This window comes from Clostridium sp. chh4-2, assembly GCF_002899675.1.
Classification (GTDB): Bacteria; Bacillota; Clostridia; order Lachnospirales; family Lachnospiraceae; genus CHH4-2.
In genome coordinates, this window is the sequence record NZ_PKUU01000019.1 from 112,798 (window position 1) to 131,497 (window position 18,700).

An 18,700-nucleotide genomic window follows, 5' to 3' on the forward strand; every position below is an offset into this window, starting at 1 on the left:
CATTTATAATAGTACTGTGAAAGGGGTGGGAAAATGAAATTAATAAGAGATTTGTATTTTAAAAGAATTTTCGCAGTGCTGTTATTAATCGGAATTATCCCGGTCATTACATTGATGGCCGCGGTCAGCGGGATGACATCCGCTCAAAATGATTTTTTATATGAGGTGCAAAGCTCTTCGATTGTAAACCAGAAGAGGCAGATAGAGGTTTCGCTGGAATATGTGAATAGTTCCATGATCAGGGCCGGTTTATCCGGCACGCTGACCAGCGGAGTCAGAGAAAAGAGAGAGGCTAAGAATTTCCAGAGTTTTAATCTGATAAATGCCCAGCTGAAACTTTTAAACTCGTCAATATTCCCGGTTAACGACATCATTCTCGTGAGCCTGCAGCAGGACTGGGTCATGAATCCGGAAACATTTACAACCATTGAAAACTCGGAATATAAGCTGCTGGTGGAGCAGCTGGCGGGGGTTAAGCAGTCTTCCTTCTGGCACTATGAGGACGATTTCATCTACCTGATCGAGAGGATTCCGGTCAATTCCCTTTCGGGTAACAGCATGCTGATCTCCAAGATTGATAAAAAGATCCTCCAGTATGAACTGGACGGCGACAGTCTGGACGAGGGAGTGGTGATTCTGGATGAAAACGGGCATTTCCTGGTGGGAAGGCCGGAACTGGCGGCCATCGTGGAATATGTAAAAGCCTCTGAGAAAAAATGGGAGCAGCTTCAGGAAGGACAGGCGATACAGACCGCATTTCATCATGAAAACTATCTCTGCGCCGCATCCAAATCAGATCTTAACGGCTGGACTTACATATCGGTCGTGCTCAACTCGGATTTAAAGCAGGGGGTGGAATCCGTTTACCATACGATGTGGATCGTCATTTTCAGCGTTCTCATCATCATTTTAAGCCTGGTTTTCTGGTTTTCGAAGTTTCTGTACCATCCCATCGGGGAATTAAATGAGCTGGTGGACAGCAATCTTTCAGACAGGGAAGAAGAACTTCAGGATGAAGATGAATCCATCGCTTCAAAGGTCAATTATCTGGTGAAAAAGAATGTAGAGCTGAAGAAAAAGCTTTCGGACAGAGAGGAATACGAGCGGGAAATATATCTGAGAAAGATATATAGGAATGAACTGAAGGAGATCACATCTGAGGAGCTTATAAACCATGGAGTGATTACCAGCCCCATTGACGGGTATTACATACACGTGATCGGTATCAAATATTATCATAAAGCCGAGCAGAAAGAAAATTTGGAAGTCTTTTTATTCGGGCTGAAAAATATCATAACAGAACTGATCGGAATAGAGAATATATTTGCACCGGTTGTCATAGACCATGTGATCTATGTCACCCATTATGAACAGTATATGTCCGCAGAAGGAGCCATGCTCCAGCTGAACCGGACATGTGAAATGATTATCTCAGCAGTGGCGCAGTACATGGGAATCGGAATCAATATCGGCGTAAGCCGTCCTGTTTTCGACACGGCCGGGATTCCTGAGGCGGTGGAAGAATGCAATATCGCCCTGCGCCGGGTGATCGGACAGTTTGGAGCCTGCGTTTTCTGGGGCGCCAATGAAGAAAAACATGTGGCCCTGTCTGAAATCAAGATCAAGCAGAAACGCCTTCAGATCATACAGTCATTGCTGGAGGGAAAAGAGGAGCTGTGCAGAAAATATCTGGACGAGTACTTTGAAAAAATGGACGGGGTGGAATACTACCTGTTTAAGCTGGAAGTGAATAAGCTTCTGTCGGATATTTTAGACTGTTACAACGAATATTCCATTCAGCCTGATTATACCAAGATGAAGGAAATCACGGATTTTGATATCACAAAAGACATCGATTCCGTGGAAAAGTTAAAGAGACATTTATGGAACCATTTCCTCCAGCCGTTTAATGAGAAAATCAAGGAGCCGGTGGAAAACCAGAAGGTGATTTCCGAGATCGCGGAATATCTAAATGAACATATCGAACAGGATATCTCTTTAGACCAGTGCGCCAGATATTTTAACTATAATCCCAATTATCTGAGCAGAATGTTTAAGAAGCTGTTCGGGAAGACCTATACGGAGTATATGATTGATAAAAAATTAGAAAGATGTAAGGAACTGCTGTCTGAGACGGATTTAAGCATTAATGAAATTTCAGCCAGGCTGGGCTATAACAGCCCACAGAATTTTATACGGGTATTTAAGAAATATACGCTCATGACTCCGGGACAATATCGGAATCAGCAGAATTTGAAAAAGGAAGGGAAGAATTGATATGGAAAAAGTGAGATATGCACAGGTTGGAACCGGCGGACGGGCCAGAATGTATTATGAGGCCCTCAGCTCTACATATAAAGACCATTGCGAACTGGCCGCTTTCTGCGACTTGAGCCAGACCCGAATGGATTATGCAAACCGGATGATCGGTGAAAAATTCGGCGCTGAGCCGGTGCCGACCTATCATTATACAAAATTTGAGGAAATGCTGCGCACGGAAAAGCCGGATGTGGTCATCGTAACAACCGTTGACCGGACTCATGACGAATATATCATTAAGGCCATGGAAGCGGGCTGCGATGTGGTGACGGAAAAACCTCTGACCATCGATGAGAGAAAAGCGCAGGCGATCGTGGATGCGCAGAAGAGAACAGGGCGCCATATCAGGGTGGCATTTAACTACCGTTACGCGCCTCATCATACGAAAATCAGGGAACTGATCATGAACGATACCATCGGAGAGGTATTTTCCGTCCACTTCGAATGGCTGTTAAATACAAAACACGGAGCGGATTATTATAGGAGGTGGCACCGGAATAAGGCAAACAGCGGCGGACTTTTGGTACATAAGTCGACCCATCATTTTGACCTGGTGAATTTCTGGCTGGGCACGCAGCCGGAGACGGTATTCGCTTTCGGAGATTTGAATTTTTATGGCCGGCACAATGCGGAAAAGCGCGGGGTAACGGATTTCTACTATCGGTGTCATGGGAGCGAGGCGGCAAAGGGCGATCCGTTTGCCATTGATATAGAAGAGAATCCTGTATTGAAGGGGCTTTACCTGGATGCCGAGGCAGACAGCGGATATATCAGGGACAGAAGCGTATTTGGAGACGATATCAGCATAGAGGACACCATGTCCGTACTGGTTCAGTATAAAAATAAGGCAATGATGTCCTATTCCTTAAACAGTTATATGCCTTGGGAAGGATTTAATGTGGCGTTTAACGGCTCTAAGGGCAGAATTGAATACACCGCCCTGGAAAAACCGTATATCAATGCAGGCGGAGATAAAAAGGATGAGGGAGCGGCAAAATCCTATCAGATCAGGGTCTGCCCTATGTTTGACGAACCTTATATGGTGCCTGTGGAGAAAAAAGAAGGGGGCCACGGCGGCGGAGATCCGGTGATGCTGGATGACCTGTTCCTTCCGGGAAAGAATCCGGACCGGTTCCACCGGGCGGCGGACCATATTGCAGGCGTGCAGTCCATTTTAACCGGAGTAGCAGCCAATAAGTCCATCGCATCCGGCCTGCCTGTGAAGATCGATTCACTGGTGAAGTTTTAAAATCCATAACAGAAAGCAGACTGGAGGAAATCATGTATAAAAAACATAGCGATTTTGGGGAATACCGGGCGGTTTCATCCGATAAATTAGATCAGATATTAGAGAGCCGCGTGCTGGATTTAAGCGGACTTAATCAGCCCATTATCATTGAACGCATCGAATTATTGTTTAACTGCGGACAATATTTTGTGAGAACAACTTCACGGGACGGTCTGGTGGGGATTTCGGTGACCAACGACCGGGTAAAATTCTGCTATCCAATCCTGCAAAAGCTGATTGCGCCGTATTTTATCGGCAAAGATGCCAGGGATTTGGAAATGCTGCTGGATGAAGTCTATGTGTATAAGAACAATTATAAAATGGCGGGAATTCCTTATTTTTCCTGTCTGGCATTTTTGGAGCTGAGTGTTCTGGATCTGCTGGCTAAGGCCAAACAGGTTTCCTTAGGCAGACTGTTTGGAGCGCGGATCAATGAATACGCCAATGTATATGTATCCAGCGGCAACCGCCACACCACTCCGGAAGAGGAATTGGAAATACTGAGAAATGAAGTGGAGCGGATCGGCGCAAAGGCCATCAAGTACAAAATTGGCGGCCGCATGAGCAAAAATAAGGATTCCATGTCCGGCAGGAGCGAGGAGTTGATCTACGGAACCAGAAAATTCTTTGGAGACGACATGATTATTCATGCGGATGGAAACGGATCATACGATGTGGATACCGCAGTCCGGTTTGGACATGTGATGGAGGAGATCAACGGGTATTTTTACGAGGAACCCTGCCCATTTGACGATTTGTGGTCCACGAAGGATGTGAGGGACAGACTGGATATCCCGCTGGCGTTCGGAGAACAGGAAACCAGCATGAGGCGGTTTAAATGGCTGATTGAAAATCATGGTACGGATGTGGTTCAGCCGGACATTCTCTATAATGGCGGACTGATCCGGACCACAAAGGTTGCCCGGATGGCGAATCTGGCGGGAATGACCGTCACCCCTCATGTATCCACAGGATTCTGTTTTGTATATATTCTGCATTTATCCTCCTATACGCCCAACATCGGGAAATATCAGGAGAACAAAAAGGGCTTTGAGATAACCAATGAACTGCTGGACGGTGAACTGACTCTGGCCGACGGCCGGATCAACATTCCAAAGTCTGTGGGAATTGGAATTAGAGAGGATCATGAGATTCTAAGAAACGCATTGCAGATATTTTAAATCAAATAGTAAATGGAGGAAGAAAATATGAAAATGGTAATCATCGAGCCGCTGGGAGTAGCGGACGAAACATTGATGGAAATGGCGTCGGAACTGAAAGATAAAGTGGAAATTGTGTATTACAACACAAAAACAACGGACACCGCAGAATTAATCCGCCGCGGCCAGGATGCGGACATCATCGTAGTTTCCAACCTTCCGTTAAACGCGGAAGTGATCCGGGGCTGCATGAATTTAAAAATGCTTTCGGTAGCCTTCACCGGAGTAGATCACATCGCCATGGACGCCTGCAGAAATCAGGGCGTGACCGTCTGCAACTGCGCCGGATATTCCACCTGTGCTGTGGCGGATCTGGTATTCGGAATGCTGATTTCCCTTTACCGCAATGTGATTCCGTGCGATCTGGCATGCAGGAACGGCGGCACTAAGGACGGCCTTGTGGGCTTTGAACTGGAAGGAAAGAAATTCGGCGTTGTGGGTACCGGAGCCATCGGAGAGAGAGTCGCCCGTATTGCCCGGGCATTTGGATGCCAAGTCTATGCGTACAGCAGAACGGTAAAGGATCTGCCTGGCATTGAATATGTAGATTTGAACACTCTTTTATCAGAATGCGATATCGTATCACTGCACACCCCTTTAAACGCAGAGACGAAGGGTTTGATCAACAGAGACAATATAAAGCTGATGAAGAAAACTGCCGTTCTGGTCAATACGGCCCGCGGTCCGGTTGTGGATTCGGATGCGCTGGCAGAAGCCTTGAATGAAGGCCGCCTGGCAGGAGCCTGCATCGATGTGTTTGAAAAGGAGCCGCCGATTGAAGAAAGCCATCCGCTTCTTAACACACCCAATACCATCGTAACTCCCCACATCGCTTTTGCAACAAAAGAAGCTTTAGTGAAACGTGCGGTGATCGTATTTGACAATGTAAAGAAATATCTGGACGGAAAACCACAAAATATCATGAAATAATCGTTAAATAAACTTCAAAAATCAAAAAAATTTTAGGTTAAATCCGGTTTTTAAACCTTCTCATAGGAATAAAGAAATGGATAAAAGCACGAAAATAGGCTGATAATTATATGAAATATCTTACGATAATAAAATAACAAGCCAAAAATACTGCTATTGACAGAATATTATTCTGAGCCTATAATCCCTACATAGAACTGTTTTCCAAGGAAGCAAAAAAATTTTGCATACATAGAAAACGAAACGTTAAATTGAGAATTCAGGAGGTAAGGATTATGCAGCATTTGAGAAGAATGGAAGACCGGATTGTCCTTCTTACGGGCGGCGGCGGCGGAATTGCACGCGGAGTGGCCAGAGCATTTGCAGATGAAGGAGCAAAGCTGATTTTAACGGATTTGTATCCGGGTGGAATGGAAAAGACAAAAGCCGAGCTGGAACGGGATTTTGGAACGGAAGCATTTACCATCGTTACCGACGGAGCGGATGAGGATCAGGTGAAAGCGGCCATTGATAAAGGGGTTGAGCATTTTGGAAAGCTGGATGTGCTGATCAACAGCGCCCAAGCGTCCGCGTCAGGCTTGACGCTGGTGGAGCATACCAAAAAGGATTTCGATATCGCCTTGTATTCCGGGCTTTATGCGACTTTCTTTTATATGAAACATGCGTTTCCGTATCTGAAAGAGACAAAAGGTTCTGTAATTAACTTCGCATCCGGCGCCGGCATCTCAGGAAAACCGGGCCAGAGCTCCTATGCGGCAGCCAAAGAAGGAATCCGCGGCATGTCCAGAGTGGCTGCGAATGAATGGGGAGCATACGATATCAATGTCAATGTGATTCTTCCGCTTGTTATGACTGATAAACTGGCAGAGTGGGGACGTGAGAATCCGGAGATGTTTAAGAAAAACCTGGATGAAATTCCGCTGGGAAGATATGGTGATGCGGAGAAGGATATCGGTAAAGTCTGCGTCTTCTTAGCCAGCTATGACGCCAAATATATTACAGGAGATACACTCTTTATCCAGGGCGGAGTGGGAATGAAGCCGTAGGGGGGAATCTTTGTTTAGCTGAATAAGGTACGCCGGAAAGAAGGGGAAACCTGGGCGGGCGGCGGAAATGGAAACAGATAGGGGATTCGGGTTACGACCCTAAGTGATACTAGGCCGCCAAGAGCGGAAAAAGGCAGCGCGGCGCCATTCACGATGAACTCTTTATGACTTCATCGTTCAAGGGCGCCTCAAATACTGATTCGGAATTCAGTATTTGTCTGCCTTTTTCCGCTCTTGCCGTCCAAGTATCACTAAGGGTCTGCACACGATCCCCTATCTGTTTCCATTTCCGCCGCCCGCCCAGGTTTCCCCTTCTTTCCGGCTGGTGCTTGGCTGGCTGAGGATAAAAAAGATTTGGGGCGTGAGTAAGATTTACATCAAGGGTGAAGGGATTTTTGGAAATGCTTTGAGGATTTAATGTAAAGGGTGAAGGCTTTTCGCGAAATGCCTTCACGTTTAAAGTAAAACCTGAAGGCATTTTTGAAAATCCCTTCACCCTTGATGTAAATTTGGTAATAAGTGAAATGTCTTACATAAATTCTTAACCTTTTTAAGAAAAACGTCGGTTGGAATCAATTGGAAAAGGTACTATACTGAAAAAAAGAGTTATTATCAGGCGGATAGCCCGCGGCAGCAGGATATCTGCCTTTGAAACAAATGGGAGGTTTTATTATGAAACTTATCAGCAAATACAGTATGGTACCGGCCGCATGTTTCCTGGCTCTGCTTATTAGTTCCTGCAATTCTTATGAGCGGATTACGGATTCGAAAGAGGCAGTCAGTAACTATACCCAGGAATCTAACTATACTCAGGAATCCGGCAGTAAGGCTGAAGCGGCGGCTCAGGAAACAGAGCAGACGGAATCGGAACGGGAGACGGAGAAGGAAATTCGGAAGAATGAAGGAAATAGTGTTGGGGATACGGATATCAGCGCGCGGGCGAAGGCTGTCTGCGGGAATTATTTTAAAGCGGGAGATTACAGGTATCAGCTGAACGTGACTCCGGGAGAGCCGGATGCAAGGGGAATTTTGAAGATGGAATTTTTGCAGCGGGACGAAAAGTTTTCCAATTCTTTCCGGACTATCCGTGAATTTAATCTGCGGCTTGAGGAGGATGTTAATTCCTATAGCCTTGAGGATGTAAGCGTTAATGGTGGCGGAGCTGCTTTTACGGTGGGAGTTAATAAGGACGGCAGTATTACCCTGCAGGGAAGTACAGATGAGGCGGGAGATTATTATGAATGCGAAAGCAGTCTGATTATGGCGGAAGCATTTAGACGGCCTTTAAATGATACTGACCTTATCGGCCTTGACTTAGAGGATATGCAGCTTCTGCGGAACGAATTTTATGCTGTTCACGGCAGAATCTTTAAAAATGAAAAGCTGAAGAGTTATTTCGGAAAAGAACCGTGGTATCAGGCCAACACTGAATCGGATAAATTCGACGAGAAAATATTTACGGGTTTGGAGAAGCGGAATATCGCTTTTTTGAAGGCGGCGGAAGAGAATTTTGACGAGAAAAAGGCGGCGGAATTGAAGGCGGCCATTGATGCGCTGGCACCTGCGCCTTATCTTGAACTGCTTCCCAAAGAAGGAGAGATCAGCGTGAGCATGTATTCGGATTTTGAGCATGCTTCGGACCGGGGGAACTATTATGAAGCGGAAGGGACCATTTCTGTGCCTATCACGATTACAATAGAACAGCAAAAAGAAATTGAGGCGGGCGGAAGCGTTGAGCTGGTAGTGGATGAGCTGACCGGGAAAACATCCGTACTCAAAAAATCCGGAAAACCTGACTATGGAACCTATGTATTTGTGGATACGCCTGATGGAAATGAGGACTACGGGGACTATGTGATGGCGGCCTATGAACCCGGCTCAGGAATTTACCGGCTGTGGTCGGACAGCGACGATACCAGATTTAAGAGGATTTACGAAGGACCTATCTATGTGCTGAAAGGGGCTTGTGAAGAGTATTTTTACTATTTTGACATGCCGGAAAAGGACCGGGGAGAGGCAGAAGGAAGCTATAGGATGATGAACTTTAACGAGGTCAATCCCTATGGACCGACTCCTTATAACGGAAATCTGCTGGTAACCGATCCAAAGGGATATGTAAAAGCGCTTTATTTCCGGGGAGACTGACCTGCATTTTTTTCAATACGGGGAAGCAAAATTGGGGCCAAAACTGCGGCGGCCAGCGTACAGCCTCCGATTGCCAGATAGGCGGTGCAGTAATTGTACCTGGCCGTCAATGTGCCAGTCATGATGGGCCCCAGGGTCATGCCGATCCCGTAGAGAGCCTGAAACAGCCCCATGGCGGTGGACTGGTTTTCCTGCGGGATATAGCGGATGGTCAGCGCGGTCAGTATGGAGGTGAGAATCAGACTGCTGACGCCTCCTATGGCCTGCGCAATATAGAGAACGGACATATGGGAAGTAAATGCGGTCATCACACAATAACCGGTCATCATGAGAAAGCCAAGGGTGACGGCCTGCCAGGTATTCATCTTTTTCGTCAGATGTTTGCCGACATAGCCTACGGCCAGAATCTGAACCAGGGTAAACAGCGTCGTATTGATGCCGATCTCCAGCGGAGAAGCGCCTAAGTCCCTGGCCACTGCAGAAGTGAAGGAAAAGACCGTCCCCTGCAGGAACAACTGCATAATGATTGCAAAAAAGGAAGCGCACAGCACCGCCGGATGAAGAAATACAACGGCGATATGGCTGATTTTCAGCGGTTCCCTTTTTATTTCTATCGGTTTTAACGACAGAGCGCATATAATAGCCACGATTCCGGTGAGAAAACTGCATACCAAAGGAATCCGGTATCCCCATATGGAAGCGGTTATCATGCCGAGAATAAATGCCAAAAGTTTTCCAGCACTGTTAAATGCAGTGACATTGGCCATGGCCTGAACGCTTTTATCCGCTTCATAATAAGCCGCGTACAGAATCGTAAAAGCCAGCCAGGAGGAAGCCGCAACACCCGCCAGTATCCGGCAGAACACAATCGCCGCAAAACTGGTGGAGAAAATGAGACCAAAGGAAGAAATGGTTGTAAAAATGGTTCCCAACAGAATGGTCTTTTTATAACATCCCGTCACATCCGTCACGATTCCCATAGGGATGCGGACGAGCATCTGGGTAAAACCGTACATCCCGGTCATGAATCCCACCGCTCCGGCCGCAAACCCCAGAGTTTGAAGATAGGGCGTAAAATATGGGGCATGGCAGTATTCCGAAGCCCAGAAAAATATAATTGTAATGCTCAGTAAGATTCTCGAACGTTTCATGTTTCCTCTCATTCTGATGCCGGCTTTGAACTGCTGTTTTCACCGTCCGGTGGAGCCGCGTCAAGCCAGGTCATCGTCTTATTAGATTTAATATAGAGTTCCGCTTCGCGGCGGAATGCTTTGAGCCCGTCCAGCCTGCTGGGCTTTGGATAGCGGTGGGTGAGCTGGTAACATACCAGAGGAGGCGGAGCTTCTTTTAACTGATAGAATGCGATTTCCTTTTGCCTCCGCATAAAACGGATCAATGAAGAGGGGCCGATGGTCCAGCTGCCCGGTTCATCCAGATAGTGAATTATATTTGTGCCCGTATTGACATTGATCAGATGGCGGGTCTGGCTCCAATTGCTGTGATGCCATAACTCATAATCCGCGTTCCATTTCAGATAAGCTTCTTTTTGAGAATCCAGTTCGGAGGTGCTGATATTATCGTAATACCCGTTGGAACGGCGGGAGATCAGATACATCTTTTCGCTGAACAGAGGCGTCGAAATGATATCAGGATATTTGACCGGACTGAACACAAAACCGATGTCTATCACCCTGTTTTCCAAAAGGCTGTGGATCTCAGAAGAGTGGTGGGTGTTGATATCCAGCTGGATTTCCGGGTGGTTCATCAGCATTTTTTTATAGAGAGGGACAAATGATATGCTGTTTACCAGATCCACACTGCCGATGGAAAGATCGGTTTTTCCGGTAAATGTGTTCAGCGAATACATGTCCCTCCACAGGCTCGACCATTGCTGCGCCATGGGTACCAGATTGGTTCCGGCAGAGGTGAGGGCTGTGGACCGCTGGCCCTGCTGTCTGAGAAATAACTTGGTGCCGAGCTCATTTTCCAGACGTTTCAGGCGCTGGCTGATGGTGCTTTGGCTGATAAAAAGCTTGTCGGCGGCGAGGGACAGCGTTTTGCATTCCACGACAGCCAAGAATGCGTCAATCTCTTCAATTGTCATTGGTAATCCCCCTTCCTGCGGATCATAATATTACAAATATAAATATTATATATCAATAATATTCGATTTGCAATTGATGATGGATCTGATATGCTATTAAATGTATCAGTAAAAAGAATAAAGTTGAAAGGCTGGCACTGTAAATGGAACATTTTATCTATAGCATTAATATTACCCTGCCCGTTTTCCTGGTTATTGTGATTGGGTATCTGTTAAAACGGATCGGCATGCTTGACAATAACTTCGTGGATAAGGCGAACAAATTTAATTTTACCGTAACGCTTCCGGCGTTGTTGTTTAAAGATTTATCCACCATTAATTTCAGCGAACAGTTTCATCCGGATTTTGTGCTGTTCTGTATGATTTCCACATCTGTCTGTTTCTGGCTGATCTGGGGCGGGGCCAAGCTGTTTTTGAAAGATAGGAGAATGAGAAGTGCTTTCGTCCAGGGATCGTTCCGAAGCAGTGCGGCGGTTCTGGGCATCGCATTTATCCAGAATCTGTGCGGGGATTCCGGCATGGGGCCGATGATGATCGTCAGCACCGTTCCCCTTTATAACATCTATTCCGTTCTGGTTCTGACACTGGAAGCGGATAATGGAGGACAAAAGATCGATTTGGCGCAGAAGATGAAAGACGCCTGTGTTAATATCATAAAAAATCCCATTATACTGGGAATTCTGGCAGGAACTTTGGTTTCCCTGCTTCACATACAGTTTCCGGTTGTAATCAATAAAACCGTGGGAACCCTGTCGTCCATGGCGACCCCTCTGGCCCTGATCGCGATCGGCGCAGGATTTGAGATCGGGGATGCATGGCAGAAAGTAAAGCCGGCGCTGGCGGCTACGTTCATAAAACTGGTGGCGCAGACAGCCGTATTCCTGCCTGTAATCCTGATTCTGGGGTTTGACAGGGCGGAGATTGTGGCCTGCTTAATCATGCTTTCAGCGCCGACCACACCAAGCTGTTACATAATGGCTAAAAATATGGGAAGTGACGATGTGCTCACTTCGGGAATTATCGTGCTGGCTACGTTATTCAGTGCGGTTACGATGACGGGATGGATATTCCTATTGAGGTCTATGGGGGTGATATAAAAGAGTTTTGAAAGATGCCATAAAGGGACTTGAAAGCTTCAAGTCCCTTTTTCGTGTCTCCCCCTACTCCAAAGCATAAAGCACAGCAATCGTATACTTAATACTGTTTTTATAATCGCTTAAAACCATATTTTCATTGGGCGAATGGTGCCCGCAGTCAGGATTGGCCGGTCCGATGCCTATAATCGGCAGATCAGGCCATGGATTTCTTAAAATAGCGGCCGGCCCCGGCCCCAGCATGGTCAGTTCAATGACAAGAGGGTTTTTATATACGAGTGTGGCCGCATATTTTAAATCTTCCGTAATCGGTAAATCTACAGGTGTTCGCACTGCATCTAAGGCGTCTGTCATGGTGAGCCCGATATCCTGGAATCCGTGTCTGTCGAGATGATCTCTGACCAGCTTAAATATATCTCCGGCCTTCTGATTGGCAGCCAGGTTGCAGGAAATCTTCGCATAGGCGCTGTGGGGGACGATGTGCCTTGCACCTTCAGGCCGGTATACCTCTCCCGATTCCAGTCCGTTTATGGTGAAGGACGGCTCCAGATACAGCCGTTCTTTTAACTCCAGACCTTCTTTTCCCAATAAAAAGGAATCCACATTCACATGGGCTTTCGCTCCCGCTTCGTCAAATGGAAATGCATCCAATACCTTTCTGTCCGCGTCTTTTGGCGTGATCACGTGATCGTAAAAACCGTCGATCAATACCCGCTCGGTCTTGGGATCTTTCATAGTGGACAGCGCCCATACAAGCCGCCATGCGGCATTGGGATAGAGATTTCCGTTGCGGGCGTGGACATCGAATGCGATAGGACTGCATCTTAACTCAAATTCAGCATCGCCTCTGACACCGAAACTGGCCCAGGCCGTTTCGCCTCCGCTGGTACGGCTGTTTTCCCAAAAACAAACGTCTGCCGAAGTCATTTCTTTAAAGTCCGCTGGTTTCAGACGGCTGAATGTTTTCATGGAGGGACTTCCCGTCTCTTCATCTCCCTCAAATAAGAATTTTAAGTTGACAGGAAGCCCATTTTCCACAGCCCGGATGGCTTCCAAAGCCTGAAGCCTTGCCATCAGACAGCCTTTGTTGTCGGAGATTCCCCGGCCAATCAGTTTACCATCTTTTACAGACGGAGTGAAAGGATCTGTTTCCCATTGGGATAAGTCTCCGGCAGGAACCACGTCGTAATGGTTGTAAAATAACACCGTATTTTTCCGGCCGCTGATATCGGCCCCGGTAATCAGACTGTTTCCCTGTTCCACTTCATGAACTGCGACGTCAAGTTCCAGCTGTTTCATCTTTTGCACGATAAATGTTCTGGTATTTTCCAGTCCCTCGGAATTACCTTCCACGCTGGGCATGGAAGCGATCTGGCAGAGTTCTTCTGTCATTTTGTCAAAATGCTCATCTACATACTGAAACATTTGATAAAGCTTTTCAAGCTGAGCTTTCTTAATCATAACCAGTCCCCTTTCCTTTGATTAACCCCGTTTAACGCCTATGGAAGCCTTGGAATGATTTCCCGGGCGATTGCATGAATGGTGGGTTCGCCGGTCTGGGTGACATTGGCTTCCACCGTTATTACCGCATCTTTTTCAGGGACAATCACGCAGTACTGATCCTTTGCCCCGCAGGCAAAATACCATTTGCTCCAGGGGCCGATCCAGAAGAAGTATCCATAGGTAGCCCCGATTGTATTATCGTTGTAAATCTCATAGCCTGGCAGAGTTGGGGTGGATACCGTATAAGAACGGGGAGTGGAAGCCTCTTTTGCCCAGCCCTCCGGAAGAACCTGTTTTCCTTCCCAAATTCCGTTTTGTAGGTATAGAAGGCCCAGTTTAGCATATTCGAATACATCCAGCATCAGGCCGCTTCCTCCAAAATCATAGCCGGAGGGGCAATGTTCCACGGTGTAAACAGCCTGTATGCCTAACGGGTCAAAAAGCCGCGGCTTCAGGTAATCGATCAGACCCATCTTGGCCCGGCGCTGGATTAAAACGCCCATGAGATAGGGGCCGATATTGTTATAAAGGAATTTCTCACCCGGGTGATAGATAACTTCCTGGCTTAAAGAGTATTTTACCCAATCCGGAATACTCTGCATGGCTTCCCTTTGAGCGCCCATGAGATGTTCGTGGGCAAATCCCATTGTCATGGTCATCAGATGTTTTAGCTGCATTTCCTTCATGAGCGGCGAGGGCTCGGCGGAAAAGTCATCGGCAAAGCAGTCCGCCACATAATCGTCCAAAGAAAACAGGTTTTCCTGAAGGGCAAAACCTACGGCCGTTGAGCAAAAGCTTTTTGTGCCGGAGCGGATATCGATGCGTTTGGCCGGTCTCCAGTGTTTTTGTGCGATCAGTTTTCCGCTTTTATGTACAATGCAGTTGTAGATATCCAGACCTTCCCGTTCAACTCTTTCGATAAAAGGGGTGAGATCCATAGCATTTTCGTTATTATTCATCATATAAATTCAGTCTCCTTGCCTAAGTTTTCCAATAATCAATATAACGGGTCTGATTTAAGATCAGATGGGTATGATATTCAGCAGAATACATACTGTGACAGAGATCCAGGATATGAGCAGACCCCATTTCCATGCGAATTTCCAGTGTTCCCTGAAGGAGACTCCGGTAAGTCCCAGGCCGATATACATGGCCGGGGTGGTAGGATGAATGAATACCAGGGAAACCCATGGAACCAGATAGGAAACAGCTGCCTGCAGGGGCGTAAGATACTGGGAGCATATTTTTTGCACCATAGGAACGATGGAATAGCAGCAGGCATAGTGATCCAGCCCCAAAGCGTCCAATATAGGCCAGAGGTAGGCCAGAATTCCGCTCAAATGCCTGGTGGAAGCTCCTCCGATAATAGTTTCGATAACTTCCAGCATGGAAGGCTGAATCGGGCTGTATCCGATCACGCCTACAAATACTCCGCAGGCCAGAAGGAGAGAAACCATGCTCATACAGGCCGGAGCGTAGGCGTTCAGCCGTTCACCCTGCAGCTTTGCACCTCTGTAGTTGACACAGAGTGCCAGACAGCAGGCGATCATAAAGCAGACATAGATCGGCAGATCACTGATAAAGATTGCCGCTATGGTCGCAAAGATTAAAATCACATTAAACCAGAAATACTGCGGCCTTAAAAGCGCCTTTTCTTCTTCTGTTTTTTGAAGCTCTTCATGGCTTTCCAATGCGCCGGTATTGCCGGCTCCCCTTCTGATCTCCAGCTTTGCGAAAACAAAGGCCAGAGCAAAACAGCAGATCAGTCCTGTTACGAATGCGGGAAGCATAGTCTGGAAAATGGCAAATGAATCGATGCCAAAGGCGCCTGCAAGACGGCCGGAAGGTCCGCCCCACGGAACGGAATTCATAACCCCGGCTGTGAGGGCAACCAGTCCCATGAGCACAACCGGGCGCATATTCATCTTTTTATAAAGCAGAATAAACGGCGGAATAACGATAAGAAATGTGGTGGCTCCGGACCCGTCGGCATGGCCGATGATGGTTGCGACTACGGTGAGCAGGCATAAAGGGAGAACCCCTGTGGCTTTGCGGGTCATTTTGCTGACCATTGTATCAAAGACCCCGGCGTCCATCATGATATTAAAAAAGATGATGGCAAAGGTGAACATGGTTATGGTTGATAGCTGGTCCTTCATGCCGGACATAGCCCATTCCGCGATTTCAGACGGATTTGCCCTCATGATGAGACATCCGATTAAAGGCACTGCCAGCATAGGAACCAAAGGAGAGGTTTTTCCCACCATCATGGCGATCATAAGAGCCAGCATCATCAGAACCCCAAGTGCAGCATACATAGTAATACTCATTCCAATTCCCTCCAATACAAATGAAAAGTTAACAGGTGTTGTTGGATTCAAGTGTGCACTCCTTGAAACGCCCAAAGCATAGACAATATTGTTTATTTATAACTATATAGTAACAAAATTATCCTTCTAATGTCTAATGAGAATGAGCCATAGTTATTATGACAAAGTGTCATAAAGAGAATAAAAAACAGAGCTCTGTGCTATGGGCATTCAGAGCTCTCGACTTTAGATAATGAGATCAGTTTTTCGAAGCATTTACCGATAAATACGGAGAATGGCGGACGATGCCGCAGGTTATCTCCAGGAATTTTTTAGCCAGAGGTGAAATGCCCTCGTGCTTTTTGTATGCAGCGACCAGATTCATGGTAAAAGGCGGATTATCCACGGTACAGAACACCGGCTTCTTATAATAGGCGGGGTATAGGGCGCAGGTATCCGGAATAAAGGACAGCCCCATCCCCTCACACGCAAGGGCGTAGATCAGATCACAGTTGGTATATCTGCGGATCTGCCCCGGACAGATGTGATAGCGGGCAAATATCTGCCGTGTGCATTGGGTTATGCCGTGGCCTTCGGGGGCGAACAAAAATGTCCGGCCATTTAAGGAATCGGGCGGGAGCAGCAGCGGATGAATTAAGCTGTTCTCAGGCAGTTCTTTTCCGTCAAGAACCGGATGATCCAAGGGGACGGCTAAAAGCAGCCGTTCTTCCGTGATCATGGTATAGGTGAGATCCTCCGATAACACGGGAAGGTACTGGAAACTAATATCCAGGTGTCCGTTAAGAAGCTCCTGTTCCAAAAATTTGCTGCCTCCCAATACGATCTGAACTTCGACGTCGGGATAGGCTTTGGTGAAGGCAGGCAGAATATGAGGGGTCCAGAATTCATTTCTTCCGGGGCCCATTCCTACCCGCACCCTGCCTTTCCGAAAGGACATGATTTCTTCCAATTCCCGGGTCATCGAGGATTGAATGGAAAGAATCTGTCTGGCTTTTTCCAGATAGCATTCCCCTGCAAAGGTCAGCTGCACGGGCACCACATTTCTGTCAAAAAGCTTGATTCCCAATTCCTCCTCCAAGCGGTTTAAGGACTTTGTCAGGGCGGACTGAGAGATGAATAAGCGTTCTGCGGCCTTGGAAAGGCTTTTCTCCCGGGCTACGGCGTCTGCGTAGCTTAGCTGTTCAAATGTCATGGTGTTCCCCCTCTTTCTTATGATTAACTTTATGTAACTATTCAGAGGGGGTATCTTCTTGCATGGCCTGCGGCCATACAAGAAGCATCGGAGGTTCCTCCGATGTGAATATTGATACAAAAATCCGCTTACAAGCGAGCTTGACACTGATTTTTGTATCAATATTCCCGCCCTCTGAACTATTATAACTTTATTATATAACAATCTCTTTTCACATTAAATTCATATTTATTAAAGCTTAGCTAAAGGTTAAACCGCTATGATGAGGATATGAGAGATTATGGCCGCAGGAGTGAGTGCGGCAGAATGGAGGATATCATGGTGAAAGCAAAAAAGTTGGAGGTTATTCAGAAAAGGATCAGTGTTGCCATGGTTTTTATCGTGGCAGTTTTTATGCTGTTTCTCGTCCCGTTTCAGGCCCATGCGGCCGGAGGGCTGGAACTCAGCACCGATTATCCGGGAATGTCGGTGAAGCCGGGAGATAATCTCAGCATACCGATTACCTTAAATAATTACAGCGGCGCAGGCATGGATGCGGATGTTTCCGTTTCTTCCCTTCCAGACGGATGGGAAGGATATCTTCAGGGCGGCAGCTATCAGGTCAGCAAGGTACATGTAAAAGACGGAGAGCAGGGAGCTCAGATCACCCTTCATCTCACGGTTCCAAAAGATGCGGGAGAAGGAACCTATACGGCATCCGTTCACGCTTCCTCTGCATCCGGCGCATCGGCAGACCAGACCCTGACCTTTAATATCAGCGAGATAAAAGCGGGGAAAGGCAGCTTTTCTTCCGAATATCCACAACAGGAAGGTGCATCAGGAACCAACTTCAGCTTCAGCACAACATTGATTAACAACGGTCTGACCACACAGTCCTACAGCCTTTCTTCCAACGCTCCGGCCGGATGGACCATAGGATTTACTCCTTCCGGAGAGTCTACGAAAATTGCGGGAATAGACGTGGATTCCGGAGCAAGCAAAGGGATTACCGTTTCCGTCGCGCCTCCGGCAGATATTGCGGCAGGTGAATACAATATTTCCTGTTCTGCTGTTTCCGCAGAAGAAACTCTGACAACGGATTTGAAAGTGGTGATCACAGGTACATATGGACTGAAACTGGAAACACCGGACGGCAGGTTAAGCTTCGACGCCTTTGCAAACCGGGAATCCGATGTGACATTAAACATTACCAATACGGGAAATGTGGATCTGGAAAATGTGGCCATCAATTCCACAGCTCCAACCAACTGGACCGTAACCTATAATCTGGAAGACAATATCATCAAAAATATTCCTGCCGGAACGACCACGGAAGTGATCGCCCACGTAAAACCTGGTTCCGACGTGATCACAGGTGATTATGTGACATCCTTCAGCGCCAAATGCGACCAGACTTCGGCCAACGCCGATTTCCGTGTGTCCGTGAAGACAAAAACCGTATGGGGCGCAATCGCGGTGATCATCATTTTGTGTACGGCCGGAGGGCTTGGATATGTGTTCCGTAAATATGGAAGAAGGTAAAACGCCGC

14 protein-coding genes are annotated in these 18,700 nt (G+C 47.0%); 8 read left to right on the forward strand and 6 right to left on the reverse strand.

The window, feature by feature from the left end:
- The first annotated feature begins 33 nt into the window (after nt 1–33).
- From C0033_RS18725 to C0033_RS18755, 6 genes are all read left to right on the forward strand, one after another.
- The gene (locus C0033_RS18725; protein ID WP_103229426.1) at nt 34–2,277 is read left to right on the forward strand and encodes an AraC family transcriptional regulator; all 2,244 of its coding nucleotides are present in this window, start codon (nt 34–36) and stop codon (nt 2,275–2,277) included.
- A gap of 1 nt (nt 2,278) precedes the next feature.
- Nucleotides 2,279–3,568 (forward strand): Gfo/Idh/MocA family oxidoreductase, encoded by a 1,290-nt coding sequence (locus tag C0033_RS18730; protein WP_103229427.1) that lies wholly within the window; start codon nt 2,279–2,281, stop codon nt 3,566–3,568.
- A 32-nt stretch (nt 3,569–3,600) separates the two neighbouring features.
- Nucleotides 3,601–4,788 (forward strand): mandelate racemase/muconate lactonizing enzyme family protein, encoded by a 1,188-nt coding sequence (locus C0033_RS18735; RefSeq protein WP_103229428.1) that lies wholly within the window; start codon nt 3,601–3,603, stop codon nt 4,786–4,788.
- Nucleotides 4,789–4,815: 27 nt separating this feature from the next.
- Nucleotides 4,816–5,757 (forward strand): 2-hydroxyacid dehydrogenase, encoded by a 942-nt coding sequence (locus C0033_RS18740; protein WP_103229429.1) that lies wholly within the window; start codon nt 4,816–4,818, stop codon nt 5,755–5,757.
- A 275-nt stretch (nt 5,758–6,032) separates the two neighbouring features.
- Nucleotides 6,033–6,803, forward strand: coding sequence for an SDR family oxidoreductase (locus C0033_RS18745; protein ID WP_103229430.1), 771 nt, complete (start codon nt 6,033–6,035; stop codon nt 6,801–6,803).
- A gap of 672 nt (nt 6,804–7,475) precedes the next feature.
- Complete coding sequence (locus C0033_RS18755; RefSeq protein WP_180994814.1) at nt 7,476–8,948, forward strand: DUF4454 domain-containing protein; 1,473 nt, start codon at nt 7,476–7,478, stop codon at nt 8,946–8,948.
- On the opposite strand, the gene C0033_RS18760 is transcribed toward C0033_RS18755, so the two are convergent.
- Nucleotides 8,930–10,099: an MFS transporter gene (locus tag C0033_RS18760; protein ID WP_180994815.1), complete on the reverse strand. Its 1,170-nt coding sequence runs from the start codon at nt 10,097–10,099 to the stop codon at nt 8,930–8,932. The two genes, C0033_RS18755 and C0033_RS18760, sit on opposite strands and share 19 nt — an antisense overlap.
- An 8-nt stretch (nt 10,100–10,107) precedes the next feature.
- A complete protein-coding gene (locus tag C0033_RS18765) occupies nt 10,108–11,052 on the reverse strand; it encodes a LysR family transcriptional regulator (protein WP_103229434.1) in 945 nt (314 codons plus the stop codon).
- Between the two features lie 143 nt (nt 11,053–11,195).
- Here C0033_RS18765 and C0033_RS18770 point away from each other — a divergent pair, with 143 nt between their 5' ends.
- Nucleotides 11,196–12,149 (forward strand): AEC family transporter, encoded by a 954-nt coding sequence (locus C0033_RS18770; protein WP_103229435.1) that lies wholly within the window; start codon nt 11,196–11,198, stop codon nt 12,147–12,149.
- A gap of 63 nt (nt 12,150–12,212) precedes the next feature.
- Here the strand turns inward: C0033_RS18770 and C0033_RS18775 are convergent, their stop codons facing one another.
- The 4 genes from C0033_RS18775 to C0033_RS18790 all read right to left on the reverse strand — a co-directional run bounded on the left by C0033_RS18775 (nt 12,213) and on the right by C0033_RS18790 (nt 17,171).
- A complete protein-coding gene (locus C0033_RS18775; protein WP_103229436.1) occupies nt 12,213–13,607 on the reverse strand; it encodes a M20/M25/M40 family metallo-hydrolase in 1,395 nt (464 codons plus the stop codon).
- A gap of 38 nt (nt 13,608–13,645) precedes the next feature.
- Nucleotides 13,646–14,611, reverse strand: coding sequence for a serine hydrolase (locus tag C0033_RS18780; protein WP_103229437.1), 966 nt, complete (start codon nt 14,609–14,611; stop codon nt 13,646–13,648).
- Between the two features lie 60 nt (nt 14,612–14,671).
- The gene (locus C0033_RS18785; RefSeq protein ID WP_103229438.1) at nt 14,672–15,979 is read right to left on the reverse strand and encodes an SLC13 family permease; all 1,308 of its coding nucleotides are present in this window, start codon (nt 15,977–15,979) and stop codon (nt 14,672–14,674) included.
- A gap of 238 nt (nt 15,980–16,217) precedes the next feature.
- Nucleotides 16,218–17,171 (reverse strand): LysR family transcriptional regulator, encoded by a 954-nt coding sequence (locus C0033_RS18790; RefSeq protein ID WP_103229439.1) that lies wholly within the window; start codon nt 17,169–17,171, stop codon nt 16,218–16,220.
- A gap of 318 nt (nt 17,172–17,489) precedes the next feature.
- On the opposite strand from C0033_RS18790, the gene C0033_RS18795 reads away from it, so the two are divergent.
- Complete coding sequence (locus tag C0033_RS18795; protein ID WP_242984547.1) at nt 17,490–18,692, forward strand: NEW3 domain-containing protein; 1,203 nt, start codon at nt 17,490–17,492, stop codon at nt 18,690–18,692.
- Nucleotides 18,693–18,700: the final 8 nt, after the last annotated feature.

Coding starts and splice junctions, on each gene's coding strand:
- C0033_RS18785 (WP_103229438.1), bottom strand. CDS start 15,979: ATGAGTATTACTATGTATGCTGCACTTGGGGTTCTGATGATGCTGGCT.
- C0033_RS18795 (WP_242984547.1), top strand. CDS start 17,490: ATGGTGAAAGCAAAAAAGTTGGAGGTTATTCAGAAAAGGATCAGTGTT.
- C0033_RS18765 (WP_103229434.1), bottom strand. CDS start 11,052: ATGACAATTGAAGAGATTGACGCATTCTTGGCTGTCGTGGAATGCAAA.
- C0033_RS18735 (WP_103229428.1), top strand. CDS start 3,601: ATGTATAAAAAACATAGCGATTTTGGGGAATACCGGGCGGTTTCATCC.
- C0033_RS18755 (WP_180994814.1), top strand. CDS start 7,476: ATGAAACTTATCAGCAAATACAGTATGGTACCGGCCGCATGTTTCCTG.
- C0033_RS18770 (WP_103229435.1), top strand. CDS start 11,196: ATGGAACATTTTATCTATAGCATTAATATTACCCTGCCCGTTTTCCTG.
- C0033_RS18760 (WP_180994815.1), bottom strand. CDS start 10,099: ATGAAACGTTCGAGAATCTTACTGAGCATTACAATTATATTTTTCTGG.
- C0033_RS18790 (WP_103229439.1), bottom strand. CDS start 17,171: ATGACATTTGAACAGCTAAGCTACGCAGACGCCGTAGCCCGGGAGAAA.
- C0033_RS18740 (WP_103229429.1), top strand. CDS start 4,816: ATGAAAATGGTAATCATCGAGCCGCTGGGAGTAGCGGACGAAACATTG.
- C0033_RS18745 (WP_103229430.1), top strand. CDS start 6,033: ATGCAGCATTTGAGAAGAATGGAAGACCGGATTGTCCTTCTTACGGGC.
- C0033_RS18725 (WP_103229426.1), top strand. CDS start 34: ATGAAATTAATAAGAGATTTGTATTTTAAAAGAATTTTCGCAGTGCTG.
- C0033_RS18775 (WP_103229436.1), bottom strand. CDS start 13,607: ATGATTAAGAAAGCTCAGCTTGAAAAGCTTTATCAAATGTTTCAGTAT.
- C0033_RS18730 (WP_103229427.1), top strand. CDS start 2,279: ATGGAAAAAGTGAGATATGCACAGGTTGGAACCGGCGGACGGGCCAGA.
- C0033_RS18780 (WP_103229437.1), bottom strand. CDS start 14,611: ATGATGAATAATAACGAAAATGCTATGGATCTCACCCCTTTTATCGAA.